Origin of the sequence: Nostoc foliaceum FACHB-393, assembly GCF_014698505.1 — a bacterium.
In the GTDB taxonomy this organism is placed as follows: Bacteria; Cyanobacteriota; Cyanobacteriia; order Cyanobacteriales; family Nostocaceae; genus Nostoc; species Nostoc foliaceum_A.
In genome coordinates, this window is record NZ_JACJTD010000005.1 from 153,185 (window position 1) to 174,062 (window position 20,878).

The 20,878-nt window shown below is 39.9% G+C and carries 24 protein-coding genes; 18 read left to right on the forward strand and 6 right to left on the reverse strand.

Annotated features, from left to right (window positions below):
* Positions 1 to 898: 898 nt before the first annotated feature.
* On the reverse strand, positions 899 to 1,849 hold the full coding sequence (locus H6G92_RS07025; protein WP_190892202.1) for an RpoD/SigA family RNA polymerase sigma factor: 951 nt from the start codon (positions 1,847 to 1,849) through the stop codon (positions 899 to 901).
* 160 nt (positions 1,850 to 2,009) lie between these two features.
* Positions 2,010 to 2,162 carry a hypothetical protein gene (locus tag H6G92_RS07030; RefSeq protein WP_190892204.1) on the reverse strand — a complete coding sequence of 51 codons (153 nt, stop codon included), beginning with the start codon at positions 2,160 to 2,162 and terminating at the stop codon, positions 2,010 to 2,012.
* A gap of 23 nt (positions 2,163 to 2,185) precedes the next feature.
* Between H6G92_RS07030 and H6G92_RS07035 the strand changes: the two genes are divergently transcribed.
* From H6G92_RS07035 to H6G92_RS07075, 10 genes are all read left to right on the forward strand, one after another.
* Complete coding sequence (locus tag H6G92_RS07035; RefSeq protein WP_190892206.1) at positions 2,186 to 2,452, forward strand: glycosyltransferase; 267 nt, start codon at positions 2,186 to 2,188, stop codon at positions 2,450 to 2,452.
* Positions 2,453 to 2,651: 199 nt separating this feature from the next.
* The gene (locus H6G92_RS07040) at positions 2,652 to 3,893 is read left to right on the forward strand and encodes a glycosyltransferase family 4 protein (RefSeq protein ID WP_190892208.1); all 1,242 of its coding nucleotides are present in this window, start codon (positions 2,652 to 2,654) and stop codon (positions 3,891 to 3,893) included.
* 592 nt (positions 3,894 to 4,485) lie between these two features.
* Positions 4,486 to 5,184 (forward strand): sugar transferase, encoded by a 699-nt coding sequence (locus tag H6G92_RS07045; protein ID WP_190892210.1) that lies wholly within the window; start codon positions 4,486 to 4,488, stop codon positions 5,182 to 5,184.
* A gap of 9 nt (positions 5,185 to 5,193) precedes the next feature.
* A complete protein-coding gene (locus tag H6G92_RS07050) occupies positions 5,194 to 6,534 on the forward strand; it encodes a phenylacetate--CoA ligase family protein (RefSeq protein WP_190892211.1) in 1,341 nt (446 codons plus the stop codon).
* Between the two features lie 40 nt (positions 6,535 to 6,574).
* Positions 6,575 to 7,588, forward strand: coding sequence for an ATP-grasp domain-containing protein (locus H6G92_RS07055; protein WP_190892212.1), 1,014 nt, complete (start codon positions 6,575 to 6,577; stop codon positions 7,586 to 7,588).
* A 13-nt stretch (positions 7,589 to 7,601) separates the two neighbouring features.
* Entirely contained in the window at positions 7,602 to 8,765 is a 1,164-nt protein-coding gene (locus H6G92_RS07060) for an aminotransferase class I/II-fold pyridoxal phosphate-dependent enzyme (protein WP_190892213.1), read from the forward strand.
* 112 nt (positions 8,766 to 8,877) lie between these two features.
* Entirely contained in the window at positions 8,878 to 9,537 is a 660-nt protein-coding gene (locus H6G92_RS40790) for a GumC family protein (RefSeq protein ID WP_313889942.1), read from the forward strand.
* Entirely contained in the window at positions 9,528 to 11,075 is a 1,548-nt protein-coding gene (locus H6G92_RS07065) for a polysaccharide biosynthesis tyrosine autokinase (protein ID WP_313889943.1), read from the forward strand. Before H6G92_RS40790 ends, H6G92_RS07065 begins: the two co-directional genes overlap by 10 nt.
* 24 nt (positions 11,076 to 11,099) lie before the next feature.
* Positions 11,100 to 11,369, forward strand: a complete 270-nt coding sequence (locus tag H6G92_RS07070) for a hypothetical protein (protein WP_190892318.1) — start codon at positions 11,100 to 11,102, stop codon at positions 11,367 to 11,369.
* Between the two features lie 316 nt (positions 11,370 to 11,685).
* A complete protein-coding gene (locus H6G92_RS07075; protein ID WP_190892214.1) occupies positions 11,686 to 12,666 on the forward strand; it encodes an aldo/keto reductase in 981 nt (326 codons plus the stop codon).
* A gap of 470 nt (positions 12,667 to 13,136) precedes the next feature.
* Here H6G92_RS07075 and H6G92_RS07080 read toward each other — a convergent pair whose 3' ends face one another.
* A complete protein-coding gene (locus H6G92_RS07080) occupies positions 13,137 to 13,400 on the reverse strand; it encodes a hypothetical protein (RefSeq protein WP_190892215.1) in 264 nt (87 codons plus the stop codon).
* A gap of 250 nt (positions 13,401 to 13,650) precedes the next feature.
* Between H6G92_RS07080 and H6G92_RS07090 the strand changes: the two genes are divergently transcribed.
* Positions 13,651 to 14,106: a DUF2214 family protein gene (locus H6G92_RS07090; protein ID WP_190892219.1), complete on the forward strand. Its 456-nt coding sequence runs from the start codon at positions 13,651 to 13,653 to the stop codon at positions 14,104 to 14,106.
* A 329-nt stretch (positions 14,107 to 14,435) separates the two neighbouring features.
* Positions 14,436 to 14,927, forward strand: coding sequence for a DUF1499 domain-containing protein (locus H6G92_RS07095; RefSeq protein WP_190892221.1), 492 nt, complete (start codon positions 14,436 to 14,438; stop codon positions 14,925 to 14,927).
* 49 nt (positions 14,928 to 14,976) lie between these two features.
* Here the strand turns inward: H6G92_RS07095 and H6G92_RS07100 are convergent, their stop codons facing one another.
* Positions 14,977 to 15,381: a DUF4112 domain-containing protein gene (locus tag H6G92_RS07100; RefSeq protein WP_190892231.1), complete on the reverse strand. Its 405-nt coding sequence runs from the start codon at positions 15,379 to 15,381 to the stop codon at positions 14,977 to 14,979.
* A gap of 159 nt (positions 15,382 to 15,540) precedes the next feature.
* Between H6G92_RS07100 and H6G92_RS07105 the strand changes: the two genes are divergently transcribed.
* Positions 15,541 to 15,933 (forward strand): MAPEG family protein, encoded by a 393-nt coding sequence (locus H6G92_RS07105; protein ID WP_190892232.1) that lies wholly within the window; start codon positions 15,541 to 15,543, stop codon positions 15,931 to 15,933.
* A gap of 311 nt (positions 15,934 to 16,244) precedes the next feature.
* On the opposite strand, the gene H6G92_RS07110 is transcribed toward H6G92_RS07105, so the two are convergent.
* Positions 16,245 to 16,433 carry a hypothetical protein gene (locus tag H6G92_RS07110; protein ID WP_190892233.1) on the reverse strand — a complete coding sequence of 63 codons (189 nt, stop codon included), beginning with the start codon at positions 16,431 to 16,433 and terminating at the stop codon, positions 16,245 to 16,247.
* A gap of 159 nt (positions 16,434 to 16,592) precedes the next feature.
* Here H6G92_RS07110 and H6G92_RS07115 point away from each other — a divergent pair, with 159 nt between their 5' ends.
* Both H6G92_RS07115 and H6G92_RS07120 read left to right on the forward strand, forming a co-directional pair.
* A complete protein-coding gene (locus H6G92_RS07115; protein ID WP_190892234.1) occupies positions 16,593 to 16,820 on the forward strand; it encodes a hypothetical protein in 228 nt (75 codons plus the stop codon).
* Between the two features lie 72 nt (positions 16,821 to 16,892).
* Complete coding sequence (locus H6G92_RS07120) at positions 16,893 to 17,321, forward strand: hypothetical protein (protein ID WP_190892235.1); 429 nt, start codon at positions 16,893 to 16,895, stop codon at positions 17,319 to 17,321.
* Positions 17,322 to 17,517: 196 nt separating this feature from the next.
* On the opposite strand, the gene H6G92_RS07125 is transcribed toward H6G92_RS07120, so the two are convergent.
* On the reverse strand, positions 17,518 to 17,715 hold the full coding sequence (locus H6G92_RS07125; protein ID WP_190892236.1) for a DUF2795 domain-containing protein: 198 nt from the start codon (positions 17,713 to 17,715) through the stop codon (positions 17,518 to 17,520).
* A 515-nt stretch (positions 17,716 to 18,230) separates the two neighbouring features.
* Between H6G92_RS07125 and H6G92_RS07130 the strand changes: the two genes are divergently transcribed.
* The 3 genes from H6G92_RS07130 (at position 18,231) to H6G92_RS07140 (ending at position 20,763) form a co-directional block, all read left to right on the forward strand.
* Positions 18,231 to 18,659: a COG3650 family protein gene (locus H6G92_RS07130; RefSeq protein ID WP_190892238.1), complete on the forward strand. Its 429-nt coding sequence runs from the start codon at positions 18,231 to 18,233 to the stop codon at positions 18,657 to 18,659.
* 688 nt (positions 18,660 to 19,347) lie between these two features.
* Entirely contained in the window at positions 19,348 to 20,370 is a 1,023-nt protein-coding gene (locus H6G92_RS07135; RefSeq protein WP_190892240.1) for a tetratricopeptide repeat protein, read from the forward strand.
* A gap of 174 nt (positions 20,371 to 20,544) precedes the next feature.
* A complete protein-coding gene (locus tag H6G92_RS07140; RefSeq protein ID WP_190892243.1) occupies positions 20,545 to 20,763 on the forward strand; it encodes a hypothetical protein in 219 nt (72 codons plus the stop codon).
* The last annotated feature ends 115 nt before the right edge of the window (positions 20,764 to 20,878 follow it).

A 20,878-nucleotide genomic window follows, 5' to 3' on the forward strand; every position in this document is an offset into this window, starting at 1 on the left:
GTTAAGACAGTTAAGCAAATAGTTAAAATATTTAAAATAATTAAAACAGTTAATAAAAAATAATTACCAAGTGTAACTTCTTTGTATCTAGAGAGCCGCACAATTAGTAATCTGTTTAGCATGGGTGATTATTAGCACGTGAAGCTACATGCAATACTGAAATAACCAAACTGCCTAGGTATTATTTCATAGCTCCATTCGATAGCACAAACAATACCGCAGTCAGTGCATTAGCAGTGAAAACGTTGATATTCCACTATCTCAATTGCCTTGGTAACAAATTTGTGATATCCAACGTGTAATACCATTTCACTTTAATAATGATACAAATACCCTGGTAAGGGCATGGCAATGCCATGCCCCTACGAGAAATCTATATGTATGTATCAGGATTTTTGTGAATTGGTATAATATCATGTCCGCTTAATTAGTTATTATTCAGGGCATCTATGCAAAAATCTTAAAACTCTCTTTCCCCCTGCTCCCTGCCCCCTAGTCTAGTGTCCAAAACTGTTCCTAACTGTTTGTGATTGCACCGTAACTATCAAACCCTTATGAGTTTTTTAATTGCTTGTCGAGTACCTGTTGTACCTAAGTTGGTATTGTTCTAGGTCTTTCTAGCGATCGCTTTTTCTCTTACAACTCTTCCATTGCTTGATCGCAATATGGTCGTAACCATGTTTGAACCGTTACCCGATTGCGATCAAGCATTTGTCCACAGAATTTGACTTTTCCCGTTAAGCCTTGAAAAGCTTGCTCACAAAAGATTTAGGATCAAGTACAGCATATACGGTAGGGTAATTGAAATTGGGTGCTAAAGGTGACAAATCATCTTGGTCTGGTGGGGAGAAAAATTTTGCGACCTGTGAATTAGGCAATATTCGTTACTAGGCATCTTTCAGGAAAATAAATACTGTTTAATTTCAGTTTTTTGACGACGTAGAACAGTGATTGCTTGCTGTTGGATTTGGCGAACTCGTTCTCGACTCACATTCAACTTCTCTCCAATCTGAGCCAAAGTTAGTTCTTGATCATTCTCCAATCCAAAGCGCAAAACTAATACTTCACGCTGAGTTGGTTTAAGTGATGCTAACAAATTATTCATGTCTTGGCGCAGAAGTTCTTTGGTAATATGGTCGTTTGGAGATATGCCCTCATCTGGTAAAAGTTCATTGAGTTCTGTGTCTTGGTTATCTCCGACTTTTACATCTAGAGAAATTGGCTGACGAGAGTTGCTGAGAAAATCCCTAATCTGGCTTGGTTGTAAGTCTAAACTTTCAGCAATTTCTACAACATTGGCTGGACGACCCAGTGTCTGAAATAGTTCTCGCTGTACTTTCTTAATTTTGTTGAGTTGTTCGGTGATATGAATTGGCAAGCGTACAGTACGGGATTTCTCTGCGATCGCGCGTGTGATTGACTGCGTAATCCACCAGTATACGTAGGTGGAAAGCTTATAGCCGCGATTGGGGTCAAATTTCTCCACACCCCTTTGTAAACCTATGGCCCCTTCTTGCAGCAAATCCAAGAATTCGAGATTGCGCTTCTGATACTTTTTGGCAATCGAAACCACCAGACGCAGGTTTGCTGTTACCATTTTCTGTTTGGCTCGTTGACCAAGCTTTTGTATTTGAGCTATTTCGGTTTCACTTTTGTCAATATCAACAGCTAATTCGACCATTGTTGGCTCTCGATCTAGTTGTTGGGTGAGTTCATTTTTTCTTTGCTCAATTGCCATGATTTGCTGTACCTGCCTGCCATAAGCAATTTCTTGGTCTGCGGTCAGCATTGGGTAACGACCAATCTCTTGCAAATAGATACGAACCATGTCTGAACTCAGGCTGGACATACAACTTAACTTTTTTTGATAATTAGACGAATTTAAAAGTATAAATCAAATAATCGAATCAATTTTTTTGATTTAAATGGATGGGATAATGCAAATTGCCCGGATCTCACCACAAGGTAAGCTTCCAGACGGTGGTTCAGAACAAGCTGTAGCTTTTCAGTTACGCTTCTTCCTTTCTACGAAGCTTTGGTGGATGAGGTTCATCCTTAAGGGCAAAATCTAGCCCACCGATGACAAATCTCTCTCGTGTCCGTTCCACTGTTGAAACATAGACTCGAACAGTGCCCACGTAGGCGTAGCCTAACCTAGGCATCGCTTGATCTATTTCTCACTTCATTGCAATCAGAAGAATGGAATGTTCGCGCGGGTGATGGTTCTTGCCTTGTGCTTATAGCCGTTCTCGTTTACGTGAGGTACACCTCCCGCTTTGAAGGACATCCAATTGCAGTTTTGGAGGCTCTTTCTTATGGCTTACCTTGCCTCCTTACGCCTGGGACAAATATGGCAAAAGAGGTGGAGGCTGCTGGTGCTGGATGGAAGGTTGAACCAAACCCAGCAGCTATTGCTGAAGGTATTTCTAGCGTTCTAGCTGCCCGATCATAAATTTCAGTCCGTGGACAGGCCGCAAGAAATTTAGTTGAGAAAAAATACTCTTGGTCACACATTAGTATGCAGTTACTAAAAGAGTATAAAAGTATCATCAACGAAAACATTTAATGAAAAATAAGTGTTGAGATGCTGCTCAAGAGAATTTTGGATAAATTCTTGAAAAACCAAAAAAATTACCTTTAGGAGACAAAAAATGCATATTGTCATTGTTAATCCATTTGATTCACTACCTTGGGAAAGTAAGCGACGCCATCGATACACTATGCTAGTTGATGAACTGATTATTAGAGGACATAGATTAAGTTGGATTGTTGCTGATTTTGATCACAGTACTAAACAATATAGGAGCCAAATAATAACTGATGAAAGACAATGTTTAAAAGTAATTTTTGTTCATGTACCCCCTTATTATAAAAACGTTTCTTTGCAACGTATTCTTAGCCATCGTATCTATGCCAATGGAGTTTCCCAAGCTTTAAAATCTCTGCACGCATCAGAACCCGTTGATGTAGTTATAGCAAGTATTCCTCCGATTGAATCATCTCGTGTTGCTATGGAATTCTGTGCTGCAACCCATGCTGTAGGAATAGTGGATATGCAAGATGCTTGGACAAAGGCGATTACATCTGTATTCCCTCACTCAATCAGGAATTTTTTAAGCGATACTCTACTTCATTCTTTAAAACAAAATGTGAAAATGGCAGCTGATATTGCCGAGGGACTAGTGGCAGTTTCTCCAGAATATTTAGATTATCTACTTAACTTTAGAAAGTGCCAGATTCAGGCGGGTTCTCTAGTATTACCTTTAGGGTTTGACAGTAATTTTATACAAATGTCAGAGGTGAAACAAAAGAATTTGGAAATGCCTTTAACTGTCTCATATATCGGTAACTTTAGTCATTTTTATGACTTGGAAACCGTGATTAAAGCAGCAGAAATTTGTGCTGACCAGCCAATTAAGTTTACTCTGATTGGAGATGGGCCTACTTACGATAAAGTTAAGCAACTAGCCGAGACTCTAGGTGTAAAAAATGTTAACTTTAAAGGTCGTTTAAACTTTGAAGTTGCTCTACCTATTTTGCGGCAATCTGATGTAGGCTTGGTTCCATTTACATCAGATTGGCCATCTAATTTTCCAAATAAAGTTTTCGATTATCTTTCTCTGGGTATTCCAGTTATTTCTTCAATCAAAGGTAATTTCCAGAAAATATTAAAAGAATATAAGTTTGGCTTGCAGTATGAGGCAGGAAATCCCAAATCATTAGCAGATGCATTACTGCAATCCAATACAAACCGCAAGTTATTACATGAAATGGGAACTGTAGGTTTGGAATATGCCAAGAATAATATGGATGGAAATACAATCTACCAGCAATATGCAAATTTTGTAGAAAATTTAGCAAATCCATATTCTGTAGTAGGTAAAGCAGGTTGAAAAATCTTTGACTAAACTTAATTGATTCTTAAATCAATTGAGTTTAGAATAATTAGGATAATATCGTGCCAGACAATTAAATTGGCTATAACTAAGAATAGTGCCAAACTGGCAACACTTATTTTCTAATTTCAGTTATATTAATTGTAATTGGTAACAACTCAAAACTACTAATACCAATTCAGCTTTTGGTTTAAGTTGCTTAAAAAATCAAACCCACTTACTTAATTAGTAATGGTAATCGCCGCAAATAAAATAAAGCAATTTATATCTTACTTTCTATTCATTAAAATGATTAGACAAGATTAGTAATTGCAACGAAAACTATTCCGGCAATTTTGAACTTATAAAAAGCAACCAGCATGGCAAACGCATCTAAAGTACAAGAATCCCTTAATAGCAAGGGTTTGGACGTTTCATAATTTAGGCTGTTTTTTCATTAAGATCCTTATTCAGCAAGTGTTTCATTTTTTACTTGTGTTTGCCCTGAAACAACCAGTGTGTATATCTGCATATACTTGCTTTTCACTTCATCCTGTATAGCATATCTTCTTTCCTATTTATTTCGATTCTTGGAGCGAAGGGTGTATTTATGAAGACTATAAATTTCCCAGTCCATCGTCGTCTAACAAAGAATAGTAGACTCATCAAGTCTGTATTAGATAAAGTCACAGCAGCGATCGCATTAATTGTTCTTTCTCCTGTGCTATTGAGCGTTGCGATCGCTATTTATCTTCGTATGGGTCGCCCAATTCTCTTTACCCAACAACGTCCCGGTAAAGATACTCGCCTTTTCACCTGCTATAAATTTCGCACAATGACAAACACGCGTGGGACTAATGGTGAGTTATTACCTGATGCTGAAAGGCTCACAAATTTAGGCAAGTTTTTGCGTAAAACTAGCCTCGATGAACTTCCACAGCTTTGGAGTGTGTTTATAGGAGATATGTCTTTTGTAGGGCCTCGCCCCTTACTAGTTCAGTATTTACCATACTATTCGGCACGAGAGTGTCAGCGCCATTCAGTTCTTCCCGGAATCACTGGATTAGCCCAAATTAATGGACGCAATAGATTGCTGTGGGAAGACCGGCTGGAACTCGATGTCCAGTATGTTGAGAAGCAGTCCTTAGCATTAGATATTTACATCTTGTTCATGACTGTTTGGAAAGTAATTGTTCGTAGCGATATTGATATTGATACAAATCTAGAAGGTAATTTTGCTAAATGCCGTCAACAGCAATTAGGACAATCTATAGATTTGGAGCTAAAGCCTAAGACAATCAGAAGATAAGGGGACTGTATGATCACTACAAGTGCACGCAAAGCTTTGTTTTGGGGACTAGATTATATGCAGGGTGCACCCATCCACACCCACCTTCACAATATTCAACAGGTGACAGCAGATGTATCTCTTCTAGGTGAACATCAAGCCCAGCAGCTAAAATCACTCTTAACCCATGCAGTTCAGACAACAGATTTTTATAAAAACTATGATGCTTCTGGTCAGCTTGAAGACTTTCCTGTAGTCGATAAGAATATTATTAGGGAATCATTTGAACGGTTTGAGTCAACAGTCTTCAAGGGCAAAAAACTGAAGGTAATGGAGACTAGTGGTTCGACAGGAACTCCTTTTCGAGTCGTTCAGAATTCAAGTAAGCGTCAACGAGTTTTGGCCGAACTAATCTACTTTAATTCTCTTGTTGGTTATAGTATTGGCATCCGACACGCCTTTTTCCGAACCATAGAGTTTAACTCCAGAAAAAGCTCGGTCAAACTCTTCATGCAAAACGAGGTTGAATTCGATGTTCGCATCCAAGATGTTACCTCTTTCGAGCAACAACGCCTAACACTTCTCAAAGACAAGCGCGTTGAGATACTGATTGGATACTCCTCCGTTATTTATGACCTTGCTCGTCATATAATCTCCCAAGGAAATAGCCCTGAAGATTTCGGAGTCAAGGGAGTTCTGTGTCTTGCAGAACCACTTTACCCAAATATGCGGGATACCATCCGCAAGGCTTTAGATTGTCAGATTTTATCAAGGTACTCCAACCAAGAATGTGGTGTACTTGCTTACGAATGCCCTACCTGTGGTCGATTCCATCTAAACACTGCCAACTATTTCTTTGAAATCCTTGCTTTGGATGGTGATGAACCAATATCTCCAGGTACACCAGGACGTATTGTCATTACCGATCTCTATAACTATGCGCTGCCGATGATCCGCTATGACACTGGTGACATAGGCTCGATAGTTCCCAATGACTGCTCTAAATTTGCCACTCCTATTCTTAATTCCTTAGAAGGTCGTCGCCTTGATTCAGTGTATGACACTGCGGGACGACGGCTTGTTTCCTTTATTTTTGATGACATGTTTGAGGCATTGAGTAGGTTAGGTATGTTAAAGCAGTTTCAGTTTATTCAGGAGGATAAAACTCACTACCGCCTCCGTCTTTGTGTTAACGAAACATTCTCAGAAGAAGAATCAGTTATTGAGAAGCTAAAGCAGATATTAGGAGGCAATGCTCAAATTGAGGTTGATTACGTTGACGAAATTCCAGTTTTGAATTCTGGCAAGCGAAAATACATCGTTAGCTTATATGATCCCTCAAAAGAGGTATTGACCTCATCTAATCTCTAAGTTTTACAGAAATACCATCAGCTACAGAGGGTTGATATTTATGAATGTCATGTTGACTTGTGTGGGAAGACGAAATTACCTTGTAAAGTTCTTTCAAGAAGCTTTAGAAAATCGAGGTCTGGTGTTTGTTGGGGATGCTAGCCTAGAGGCTCCAGCATTACAGGAAGCAGATAAAAGTTTTTTGTTGCCAGCTGTAAATCACGATGACTACTTTGACAAACTGCTTTATATCTGTGAACAACATCAAGTTCGTTTGTTAATACCACTAAATGATTTAGAATTACCCCTGTTAGCAAAACAACGCGATCGCTTTCTCAAGATAGGGACTATCCCAGTAATTTCGTCTTCAGAAGTAATTGATATTTGTTTTGACAAATTAGCTAGTTTTAAATTTTTAACTGATTTGGGTATTTCTGTTCCCAAAACTTATCTTTCTATTAAAGAGGTGAAAGAAGCAATAAAGCATCAAGAAATATCTTTTCCTTTAGTCGTTAAACCTCGATGGGGAAGTGCATCGATTGGGATTGAATATCCTGAAGATGATGAAGAATTGGAATTTGCATATCGCCGTGTAAAAAAAACGATATGTAAATCATTTTTGGCAGATATAAGCTCTACAGATTCTGATGAGTATATCCTGATTCAAGAAAAGATATTGGGACAAGAATATGGTTTAGATATTATTAATAATTTAGATGGAAATTACATCACTACTTTTGTTAAACACAAGTTAGGTATGCGAGCCGGAGAAACAGATCGAGCGTTAACTGTTGAGCATGAAGCTCTTAGAGAGCTAGGTGAAAAAATAGGTAAAAACATCGGACATATTGGCAATCTAGACTGTGATGTAATTGTGGGACAAAAAAGTGCGTGTGTGTTGGAAATGAACCCACGTTTTGGTGGTGGATATCCATTTTCTCATGTAGCAGGAGCAAATATTCCAGCAGCCTTGATCGCTTGGGCAAATGGTGAAAATTCTAACGAGCAATGGCTGACGGTTCAAACTAATACAATGAGTGCAAAATGTGATCGCCTTGTCACTGTTCGTAGGTAAAAAATAAAAAATTATGAATAAACCAATCCTTCTTTCAACTCCGCATATGGGCGATCGCGAGTTAGAATTTGTCAAAGAAGCTTTTGATACCAACTGGATTGCACCAGTTGGCCCACACGTAGATGCTTTCGAGCAAGAATTTTGTCAAGTCACTGGGGCTGGCTATGGGGCGGCTGTCAGTTCTGGTACGGCGGCTTTGCATTTAGCTTTACAATTAGTTGGAGTTGAATCAGGAGATGAGGTTTTTTGCTCTACCCTGACCTTTATAGCTACCGCTAATCCAATTACCTACTTAGGGGCAAAACCAGTATTTATTGATAGCGATCGCACTTCCTGGAACATGAATCCCGAATTGTTAGAGGAAGCATTGGAGAAACGCGCCCATCTTGGCAAATTACCTAAAGCGGTAGTAATTGTACATTTGTATGGTCAAAGTGCAGATATTGAGCCAATTCTAAAAGCTTGTAATCAGTATGATATTCCCTTAATTGAAGACGCTGCGGAAGCTTTAGGTGCCACCTACAAAGGTCATGCTCCTGGAACTTTTGGGCGCATTGGTATTTACTCTTTTAATGGTAATAAAATCATTACTAGTTCTGGTGGTGGGATGTTAGTTTCCGAAGATCCGCAATTGGTAAAAAAAGCCCGTTTCTTAGCAACCCAAGCACGCGATCCATCTCCTCACTATCAACACTCAGAAATTGGCTACAATTATCGTCTCAGCAACGTCTTGGCTGCCATTGGTCGTGGTCAATTGTATGTTTTGAGTGAACGAGTTGCAGCAAGACGACATAATTTTGAGATTTACGCTTCTGCTTTGAAAAATCTGCCAGGTATAGAATTTATGCCAGAAACTAGCTATGGACGCGCTACTCGCTGGTTAACCTGTTTGACAATAGATCCCCAAGCTTTTGGTGCAGATCGAGAGAAAATCCGTCTAGCACTTGCCGAACAACAAATTGAATCTCGTCCTGTTTGGAAGCCTTTGCACCTCCAGCCTGTCTTTGCTGAGTGCGAAAGTGTTGGTGGTGCAGTAGCTGAAGATTTATTTGCACGCGGTCTTTGTTTGCCTTCTGGTTCAAATCTTACATATAAAGATTTAGAGAGAGTTATTAATGGAATTAAAGCAATTCACCATAACACTGAACAATATCAACGTCATATATTCATAGATTAATTAGAAAATTCATTTGATAGTATAGAGTCAATTTGATTTATGACCAGCCATCCGTTGATTCTACTGTAACTATACAACATTCATCTTAAATCTAAATCAACAATTTTTTATTATGGAACCACAAGAAAATTCTTCAAGCTTTGACAAATACTGGCAAGTTTTAAAACGTCGTTTCGTTCCTGCATTAAATATCTTTCTTCCTGTTTTTTTAATTTCCCTTATTGCGTCAAATTTTTTACAGAAGCCTTTTTATATAGCAGAAGGCAAGTTACGCTTTCATAGAATAAATCCTACTTCGACATTAACAGGATTAGGAACGGAAATTGGCAAATTAGAACCAGTATCTAAGGATAATGCAACTAATCCTCTTGATACAGAAGCAGAAGTCATACGTTCTCTTCCAGTTATACAAAAGACCATCAAGAAACTTAAGCTGAGTAATAGCAAAGGATTACCTTTAAAACCGAAAGATTTTCTGAAAAAATTGACAGTCAATGCTATTAGTAAAACAGATATTCTAAAAATATCTTATAAAGATTCAGATCCAGAAAGGGCTGCACAGGTTGTTAATACCTTAATGGATATCTATTTAGAGCAAAACTTGTTTTCGCTCAGAGCCGAAACTGCGGCTGCCCGTAATTTTATAGAACGACAACTGCCAAATACAGAACTAATTGTTCGACAAGCAGAAGCAGAGCTAGCAAAGCAAGGTTTAAAGAAAAGTACCGCGTTATTTCCCTACAAGAAGAAGCAACTAAAGCAGTGGAGGTGATTGCAGAGTTAGAAAAACAACTTAATGAAGCTCAATCTAAACTTGCTGATGTCGATGTACAGTCTAAACAAATTCGTAAGCAGTTGAGTATGAACTCACAACAGGCTGTAGTGATGAGTTCTCTCAGCCAAATTGCTGGGGTACAAGATATTCTCAAAGAAACTCAACAGCTAGAGTCAGAACTTGCAGCTAGGCGAACTATTTTACAGGATAACCATCCACAAATCATAGATTTAGAAAATAAATTAAAGTCTTTAAATGGGCTGTTAGAAAAACGGATAGAACAGGTTACAGGAAAAAATAAAATACAAATAAATCAGAACTTTCAACTTGGAGAATTGCAACAACAACTCTCAGCAAGGCTGGTAGAATTTGAATCAAGCCGTATGGGTTTAGCAAGCCAAGTTGCTACTTTATCCAATTTACAAACTTCTTATAAGCAACGCTTCAACAATCTTCCCAGATTAGAGCAACAACAGCGCCAGTTAGAACGTAAAGTACAAGCTGCTCAATCTACCTACTCACTTCTGTTACAAAAGCAGCCAGAAAGTCGCATCGCTGAAAATCAAAATGTAGGAAATGCCAGCATTATATCCCAAGCTGAAATTCCAGAAGAACCAAGTTCTTCTCGGATGTTTTTGTATTTAAGTACAGGTTTGTTGGCTAGTATGGCAGCTTTTACGGCTATATATATTTTGGAGGTAACAGATAAATCAGTTAAAACTGTTGATGAAGCGAAAGAGTTGTTGGGGTTGACTTTATTAGGGATTATTCCTTCCTTTAGTAAGTCGAACAAATCCATTCGTGGGAAAGAAGAACCAGACTTGTATAGTGAAAGACTTGTGGTTTGTAATGCTCCGCGATCGCCTGTTAGTGAAGCATACCGAATGCTGCGGGCTAACCTGAGGTTTATGAGTGCTGATAAGGAATTAAAAGTTATCGTGATCACTAGTTCCGTACCTACAGAAGGTAAGTCAACAGTAGCAGCTAATTTAGCTGTAGTAATGGCTCAAATGGAGCATAAAGTCTTACTGGTAGATGGAGATTTGCACCGTCCAGTTCAACATAAAATTTGGGAAATAACGAATAATGAAGGTCTAAGCAATTTAATTGTTGAGCAGGCGACACCTAGGGCAGCTATTAAACAAGTAATGAATAATTTGGATGTCCTCACATCTGGAGTAGTTCCTCCTAGTCCAGCATCCTTACTCGACTCAAAACGCATGGCTGCATTGATGAAAACTCTTGCTGCTAAATACGATTTTGTGATCATTGATGCTCCTTCATTAAATGTTGCTGCTGATGCTGCTACTCTCGGACAAATGGCTGACGGTGTTTTGTTCGTAGTTCGTCCAGGAGTAGTTGATTCGGTTAATGCAGCTTTCGCTAAAGAACTTTTAGAAAAATCTGGTCAAAATGTCTTGGGACAGGTAGTGAATGGTGTAATTCCTAAAAACGAACCTCATAGCTACTACTACTTTAGAGAGGATGGCGATTTAAAGGTAAGCCAAGAATCTTCCAAAACACTAGTAAGGTAAAGTTTTTACCTGCTAACAAACTGGGTGGTTGATTCAATTAAGTTTGCCCCAAATCTGGAAAAATATTCAAGTGAAGCTATAGTTGCAAAGTCAAAAGTGCTACCATATCGTGGTCAATCACTACTAAATTGCCTTATAGGAAAAGTTAGATTGAATATGAATGAGACTTTAGCCACTACATTAGGGGAACTACAAGCACAAATATATTGGTTACATGATGCTGAAAAGTTTTCAGAACCCTTATCTTGGTTAAATTGCTTATTTTTAGGCTTGAACGCGATTGGTAAACTTTGATGAGCGATGTTTACAACTTTTGCGATCGCATCAGTAGGGGCATTTTTTAATTAGTTCTCTTCAATATTGGATTGGGTGGGCTGGGCGAGCGCTTGGTTTCCTCTTTGAATTGGGTGGAGCGATCGCACTGCTACCAATTAAATTACTTTACAAGAAAGCTACCTCAGTACGGCTGGTAATAGAAATGTCAATTACTCGCAAATCAACCTACTTGTATCAATAAATGCTTCTAATAATAGATGACTTGGTGATTGGGAAAAAGATAATACTGAAAGACGTAATTCCTAAGACCAATTACTGACTAGGAGATTATTTGATGAAAACCAGAAAGCTAGGCAAACAAGGGTTAGAGGTGTCAGCTATCGGACTTGGTTGCATGGGAATGTCTGAGTTCTATAGTGGCCGTGATGAATCAGAAGCGATCGCTACTATCCATCGGGCATTAGAACTTGGAGTTAATTTTCTCGATACTGCTGATATGTATGGGCCGTTTACCAACGAGCAACTAGTAGGCAGATCAATTAAAGCTCGCCGAGATCAAGTAGTGTTAGCAACCAAATTTGGCAATGTCCGCACTGAAGATGGTGGTTGGAAAGGAATTAGTGGCAGGCCAGAATATGTCCATCAAGCTTGCGATGCCTCGCTAAAACGCCTGGGAGTTGAAGTGATTGACCTCTATTATCAACATCGTGTAGATCCAACCGTACCCATTGAAGATACTGTAGGGGCAATGGCAGAGTTAGTTAAGCTTGGTAAAGTTCGTTATTTAGGACTTTCGGAGGCTGCTCCTACCACGATTCGACGGGCTGTGGCAGTTCACCCCATTACTGCATTGCAAACAGAATACTCTCTTTGGAGTCGAGAGCCAGAGGATGAAATTTTACCGACTGTCCGGGAATTAGGAATTGGGTTTGTTCCCTATAGCCCATTAGGAAGAGGGTTTTTATCAGGTGCAATCACTAGCCCTGATGATCTTGCACCTGATGACTATCGAAGAAATTCTCCTCGCTTTCAAGGTGAGAATTTCTATAAGAACCTGCAATTAGTAGAGCAAGTCAAGGCAATTGCCAGCGAAAAAGGAGTAACTTCTAGTCAGCTTGCTTTAGCGTGGCTATTGGCTCAAGGAGAAGATATTGTCCCAATTCCTGGTACAAAACGTCGTACTTACTTGGAGGAGAATGTTGCAGCTACCGAAATTACCCTGACTGAACAAGAGTTGAATCGACTTGAAGCAGTTGCACCAAAAGATGTGGCAGCAGGCGAACGTTACCCTGATATGAGTACTGTTAACCGTTGATCCATTTAGGTGTTGGGGTATTTTTTCAAATTCTGCTTTTGATGAGCATAAGTAATGCCTGCGGCGGTAAACTATGCTCCTCTATTTTTTTATCTAAGAATAAGGGCAGCTCATTCTGGTGACTTAGAGGCTTGGGATAGGTGCGATCGCTTTTTATGAGTCGTGATGCGTAAAACGCTGGCTAAGGGACTTCCAGAAATTAAATTATCCAATTTCTGGACTTCACTACGACTATCCCTCCCCCTGCTCCCTGCCCCCTGCCTCTATAGCGATGGTATATTTTTTTATTTGGAAGTCCCTAAGGGCGGAGTGGCGACACTCCGACCTTAGCCAGCGATATAAGCGAATTAGTCAAGCTTTACGACTCGTAAAATCCCCACACTTGAGGCAGGGACTATAAGCTTACTCTCAATCATTAATACAGAAATACTATATGTATTGCTCAAGGTAAGCACCTACACTTAGGACAACTAAGATACTTTCGGTTGCTGCCATAAGATGAGTTGTAATTCAGAGCAGTTGTAAGCTCCATCACTGATTTGGTGTTCGTGGTCAGCTAGCCAATCATAAATTTGTGCAGCTTTTGCCAATGCCACCCTTTCTGAACGATAAAGCCGAGGAGTAGGGCAGTAGGCTTGGCCATTGATGTGTATACCTACAATCTGCCAATAATCGCTCTCTGGTACAACTTCTAAAAACCCGTTACTGTAAGACTCGATTATTCCTATGTTCATCTACAACCATCAAACTTTCTAAAGTTGGCCACAACAAAGCCGATACCAGCCATTCAACCGATAAAAAGCTGGAATCACCAGGGAATACAGTAGCAACCCCTGCTAATGATTGTGGGTTCGTAGTCAATGAAAATCTGAATTATTGGTCACTTTTTGGCTAGTTGTCTTAGTGCTAGTTTGGGCTTGATGGTGAGGGTATTCACCTCAAAACCAATATCAAAACAGTAAACTAGCAAAAACTAAAAATAATATGTGGGTAAGTGCCATAGTCGCGTATTTACATTATTTAAGCTTCATATTGTGTTTTGGCGCTCTGGTATTAGAAGCATTCAATTTAAAAAAAGAATTGAGTTTAAATGAGGCTTGGAAGATTGTTATAGCTGATGCAGTGTATGGCATATCAGCAACTGTTGTTCTTGTTACAGGCGTTTTGCGTGTTATCTACTTTGGTAAAGGCACGGATTACTATTTGAGTAACCCAGTTTTCTACGTCAAAGTTGGGGTTTTTATCGTGGTAGGTTTGCTATCTCTCTATCCCACTTTTTCTTTCATTGGTTGGTTGAAAAGTCTGCAACAGGGGCAAGCACCCAAGCTGGAATTACTAAAACTAAATCGTCTAATCTGGCTAATTAGAATTGAACTGGTTGGTTTTACCCTAATTCCGTTATTGGCAGCAATCATGGCAAGGGGATTAGGCACAAACTAGGTTAGGCAGTCAAAGTTGCACTCTAGATCGCCTCACCTAAAAAATTCAAGCGATCGCATTCAGCATCTCATAGAGAGGAAAAAATTGCACCCCTGGAGCGATCGCTTGGAATGGATAGTACACTAGTACTATGCAAAAGCTTCCCCAGTGCGTAGATGTTTAATGGCTCCTATGACCGGTACAATGCTCTTTTTGCGCCTGTGCATTGGGATTGCTCGGAGTACGGCTGGATGGATGATTCGGTGTAGGCGAACCGATAAGGCGCAGCACTCACCCAAAATGACCGAAAATAAATGAGTGCTATTTAAAACTTGAGGGGAAAATTTATCATGTCTCATCTGCTAAAAGCGTTCCAGCAGCGATTCTTGCGGAGTATTACTTTTGTAATACTCGTAACTTTGATTAGTAGTTTCATACTTCCTGGGGCTACTTGGGCTGCTTCTTCTAGCTTGGGAGTTGATAATGGTTATCTTACTGCTTGCCCGGCTTCAGACAACTGTGTTGTGAGTCAAAATGCTGATGCTAAACACGCCATTGACCCGATTACTTATCATCTAGACCAGAATACAACTAGAGAAATCTTACTAAAAGTTCTCGGTGTTGTTCCCCGTACAGAAATTGTAGAACAGACTCCTAATTACATCCATGCTCTTTCTAAAAGCCGCATCTTCAAATTTGTTGATGATGTAGAGTTTTATTTCCCTCCCAATGAATCAGTAATTCATCTGCGATCGGCATCTCGCGTGGGAGAATCGGATCTCGGTGTCAACCGCAGACGAGTCGAGCAAATTCGTCTGGCTCTACGCGATTTAAACATTTGATTTTAGTAGCCGTGAGGAGTGCCAAGATTAGTGATGGATGACAACCAACTTAAACTTGGCTCAACTTACGAGAATAAAGTTCATCAGACACTTCTTTGAGTTCTGGTTCAACCACTGTCAAATGTTGCTCTAAAATAGTCAAATTGCGAATATTAGACTTATAGAAAGCATCAAATAAATCACCCACTAAAGGCACAGTACCCACGACTGTTTCCAAACCAACATTAAAAATCATTTTGGCTAAATCTTGACGGGGAATACCAAAACGGGTAGCTAAAAATATGATGTAAGCTGAAAACGCTGTACTGATTAAATCACCAGCACCTGGCACCAAACCGATAATTGGGTCTATTCCAATGTGAAAACCTGTTAGAGGGATGCGTATAGATGTATCCATCAAGCGGCTGAGTTTGCGGATGCGATTTAGAGTAGCAAGGCGTTTGGCAGCGTCCATAATTTTCGATATTTGCACTACTTTTAAATTGCACTATTTTTAGTTATTTGTCTTGTACCGTTAGAAAGAAAAAGTATGAATAAAAATCTTGAATACTGCCTAAAAAGCAGATAAATGGATGATACACTATACTTTTTTTGGTACTCGTGGATAGAAAATATGTCGCCCTGGATTAGTCTTATAACTGCTTTGACACTTTTGCTCTATTTGGTCATCACAATTAATGTTGGTAGAGCCAGAGCCAAGTATAAAGTAGCACCTCCTAAAACGACAGGAGATGCCGGCTTTGAACGAGTGCTGCGTGTTCAGCAAAATACCCTAGAGCAGTTAGTTCTTTTCTTACCCGCTTTATGGTTGTTCTCCTTCTACGTCAACCCATTGTGGGGGGCGCTTGTTGGTGCTATCTGGCTTGTTGGTCGAATTGCCTACGCTTGGGGATATTATCAGGCTGCCGAAAAGCGGATGCTTGGCTTTGGCATTAGTTCCCTCAGCAGTATGGTGCTACTCTTGGGTTCGCTGGTTGGCATCATCCTGTCTTTGGTGCGCCCATAAGTCATTTGCATTGAGGGAGCGATCGCAGGATATGTAAGCCAAAAATTTCCCACAGAAAATACAGAATATGCCCTTTAGTAGAACCAGAGCCACGAGCTAAGGGTAGTATCTTGGAGTCAAAGCTATCTTATTAGTTTTTGATTGATTACAACTTCTGCTAGAGAATCAATTCAGTAATCAAAAACGCCAAACTCCCCGCTCCGCTATCTAATGGCAGGCTTACGCCAAGGTCGACGGGTTGGGGGAAAAGTTCTTCCAGGATTACTGAATTGGTGTTCTAGATTACTCCTGGATGAAATTTTTAGTATTTTTCAATACTGAATCTGGAGAGCAACACTCTTCAGGACAAGCTGACTCAACTTGTAGAACCAGAAGAAAAAGCCCTTGCCGCCATTGATGCACGCAGCAAAACAATCACTGATACATCTATATGTTCCCAGTGCCATTGGCAACATAATCCAGAACTGGGCAACACTGAGCATTGTAATAACTGTGGTCATCCTGTGTACTCGGTGGGCGAAGAGTCTGATTGCTCAGAATGCGCCCAACGATTGCGACAAACCGAGGCAGATAGACAACTTTACACGCATCAGCACCCTGTTGAGACAAGAACTTATTGCTACATCCAGTTAATTTATCATTTTACAACTGGAGAGTTTATGAACTATATCAACAAAATTATCCTCGAACAGCTGCGTTCCGGGGGAAAAACTGCCGGAGAACTTAAAGATACCCTTGAGTGTAGTTATAGTGTTCTCGACAAAGCTTTGCGTGAGCTGATTGAAGCTTCTGAAATCGAGCCAGGATGGAGTAATGATGATTTTCCTGTGAGAATTTATAAACTTAAGCGCAAACAAGGATCTATTCCTTTTTGGATAAATCAATAAGCTCTAAAATGTCTGCTCCATCTATTTTATAGATTTAGCCTATGGCTATCAGAACCAAAAAAGATAAGAGTTATGATAGATGAATTACATGAAACCCTCATTGACATTATTCAACGCTGGCTAGAACAAGATAGCGACCCACCAAGCTGCCGAATTTTATCCCGCTCTGTTTCTTTAACAGAGTTAATTGAGCTTAAGACCATCAAAGAACAAGAACAAAGCACTTACCAAAATGCTTGTTTCCAAGCAGGGCAGCGATGGCATCAATCTCTACACCTTCGCGCTTGTGATGGTGATTTAGTCCGCGTTCCCTTCCTGGCAAAAATTAAAATTAAGTACGGTTTAGAACGCCTCCACCAACAAATTGATAGTGATGTTTTAGCAACTTCTACTAACTGGTGTAACGAATATGGATGGACGGATTTATTTATATTTGAAGGTCGTTTCTGGGCTTTCCCTCATAACGCTGTACTACCATTGCCAATTTCTGAGGCCTTATAGTCTATAGGATGTCAAGGCTAGGCGGCAATCTAATACTTGTCGGTTAAAGGGGAAAGGATTTAAATTCACCCCTTACCCTTTTCTCCGATCACACCAGAGTGAAGAGTACTTATCCGAGAAGGATTGGGAGGCAAATAGTCACTCTGTATTGCCAAGCTCGACGCTACGCAATAAGTATTAGTTTTTTTACTAAAACTTATTCGCTGCCTCCGATAGCTTTATTGATATCAGTTAAGTTTTGATACTGTTTTGGAGGTAATTGCTTCAAAGCTCGCAAAACAACCTCATCAACACCTTTTTCTTCCGCATATTTCAGCAATTCATTTCTGCTGATTGGGTAATTAACTTCATTCAAATTGTTTTGTAATTTTGATAAATTGACTGTAGCGTTCATGATTTTCCTCCATGTATAATATTGTATGTTGACTCAACAAAATGGTTATTGAGTTTAATACTCGTCTTGGCAACAATTGAAAACAGTTAGTTACAAAGCAATTAAGACTATCCTCAGCCAATGTGCTTTTGAATCAATTTGATTTAGGGTCTTATTCCTTGGCAAGCTTTCTCGTTGCCGCAATCAGGTATTTACTCGCCTCATCGGCACATAAAATTCCCATATCTACCATCTCTAGCTTGAGGCATACCTGTTCGTCAATTCATTCTCCTTAAGTATGATTTAGTTTTGTTGCACTTCGGTTATGGTGCAAAGCACCCGCAAGGGAGAGCGATCGCAATCCAATACTGCTTGCTTTGTGCATTTTCAACTCGGAATTGGGTTTAGGGAAAAGGTTAAAGGTTTTTTCTTTCCCCTTTTCCTTTTCCCCCTTAAGCCAAAAGTATTGGAGCAGAGCTGTTCCCCGCCTTTTGAGTACCGTATAGTTACAGTTGTCCAATAACATACCTCGATATATGAAAACTTTCATTTGTTGTGTTGCTCTGCTCTTATTTGGCCCTAGCTTTCTAGCTAACAGTCCCAGTAATGCCAATGAATCATCTATTACTAGGAATAGTCTTGTTGTTGCAGAGACTGCTAGTAATCAAGAATTCATCGCTAGGGGTACAGAACCTTTTTGGAGTGTTACTGTGAGCAAGAGGGGAATTGTCTACTCTTCACCAGATGTGCAAAAGCGAACCTTCTCTTATGTTGCACCCTTGAAAGCAGAGGCGCGTCCCGCAGACCTAGTGCGGGTCTATCGACTTAAGGGCAAAGGCAACAATATCTTAATCATCAAAAAAGTCGATGCCTGTAGCGACGGTATGTCAGATCAAGAGTATCCCTACTCGGCAATTTTTATCTTGGAGAATAAAATTTTAGAAGGTTGCGCTGAGAAAAAATGATGCCCTGATGCAAGAACTAACCGTTACTCAAATGATTCGGAAGTTAAATAAAAGCCGTGCTAGAAGCACGGAGCTTTAAACCCATTTTCTCGGTAAAAAATACATTAACAGGAATTACGTAAGTTGAAGATAAGTGATTTCACGATAGAGGTGTGTGGAAATCTAAAGAAATTGTTAAGGGGATACCCAGGTAATATGGGTAAAAATTGGGTAGTTACGCGCTATTTTTAAGCAAGCGATTGAGCGATGATTATGTGTATAGAAAGCGCTGGCAAAGATTTTTAGCTGGCATTTAATAAACCGCATATAAAACAAAGCCCTGAAATTTTTCAGGGCTTTTTAAATTAAAAACTCAGTTTTCAGCCAAAATATACAAAGCTTGCCTCGATTTGTCCACACCCAACATATAACAATAAAATTGCCGACTTCTCTAGAAAGTTGGTAATCTGAGCCTTTCAATTACTTGGAATATAGGTATTTCCTAGGGACGCACAGATGTACGCCCCTATTATGTTTTTTGTATCAATTGCGTCATTGTTATACCTGTAAGTATGAAACAATACCATACTTCTCCCTTTACGTCTTATATCTAAAGGTAGAAGATAAAGGTTAAAATTTGGGAAACCTAAGAGAGGTTCATTCCTAAAAGATGTCCTGCCTATTTATCGCAGAATGCAACTGAGGTCAGATGACGCAATCTTTAAATCGAGTCAAAGAGTGGGAACAACGTCGTGATGAAGCAAGCCGCTACTACCAGCGGGGGAAATTCCAAGAGTCTCTCGATCTTGCAACCAAGAATTTACACTTGGCTAGATCAATTCCAGACCGAGCCAGAGAAGGTTATACATTAAACGACCTTGGTTTAGCTCACCTCAGTTGCTGGCAACCTCAAAGAGCATTAGAGCGCTTTCATCAGGCGCTTTCGGTTGCTGTTGAAATTGGCAACGCGCCAGCACAAGCAACTGCACTTAGCAATCTGGGTTCTACCTACAGCCGTCTTGGACGCTTTTCGCAGGCGTTAGAATATTTTGACCAAGCACTACCAATCTTTAGGCGATCGCAAGATACTCAAAGTGAAATTTCTACTCTTAATGATGTAGCCCTAATTTATACCCGATTGGGAGAACCAAAACGGGCACTGTTGCTACAACACCAAATTTTGAGGATGCGGCGATTGTTAGGTGACTTTTCTGGTGAAGCAACAACCCTAAATGGCATTGGGTTTGCTTACAACGTCTTAGGCAAGTTTGAGGAAGCTCTAGAATTTTTTCAAGCAGCCCTTCCAATTCAACGAGCTGTCAAGAATTTGGTTGGTGAAGCAACCACTTTGAACAATATTGCCTCAATCTATAGTGATTTAGGAAAACCGAAACAAGCGTTATTGCTTTACTATCAAGTTCTTTTGACACGTCGAGCAATCAGCGATCGCTCCGGTGAGGCAACAACCCTTCATAACATTGGTTTTACCTATAGCACTCTGGCAGAGCATCGGCAAGCAATGAAGTTCTATAAGCAAGCCATTGCGATTTATCAACAACTAGGCGATGGCCTTGGAGAAATTTCGACTTTGCTAAATATGGGAAGCCTTTACGCTACAACGAAACGCAAAAAAATGGCGCGATCGTGCTACCAAAACGCCCAAGAGTTAGCAGAGCAAATCGAACATCAGCCACTCCTAGAAAAAGTACAGCTGTTTATAGATTCTCTGTAGTTTGATGCAGCAGACTCAGATTCCCCACTTCTTTAAGAAGAAATGGGGAATTTTTTTGTGCGAGTTGAAACTCAAAAAGTTAGCAACTTCGTTACCGTCATCCAGATATTGCTCAACAGGTTACGATCAATTAAGAAGTAATAATTTGTTACGGCACCGCCAGGAGTCTTTTAAATGTTCATTGATGAATTGTCACCTATATTCAAAGAATTTATCCAGCATCCAGTCTCATTTGTGGGTGGGTTCTTCTCTGGTGTGCTTCGGCTCAATCTTGCAGACGATCCTGTAAAAAGCTGGCTGGATCAACAGATCCGCTCTAATAGTTACACCAGCACCGCAACAGACGGACACAATGGCAAAGCAAGTGGGCCTCAACAGATTTCGATTGACTAAATTTTTGAGTCATCGCAAATCAGGCTAATTATTTTGGTCACATACTCCCACATTGTTGCAAGCATACAGTGTGGGAGTAGTTTATTTTCACCAAGCTGTAGCTGTACTAGTCGGT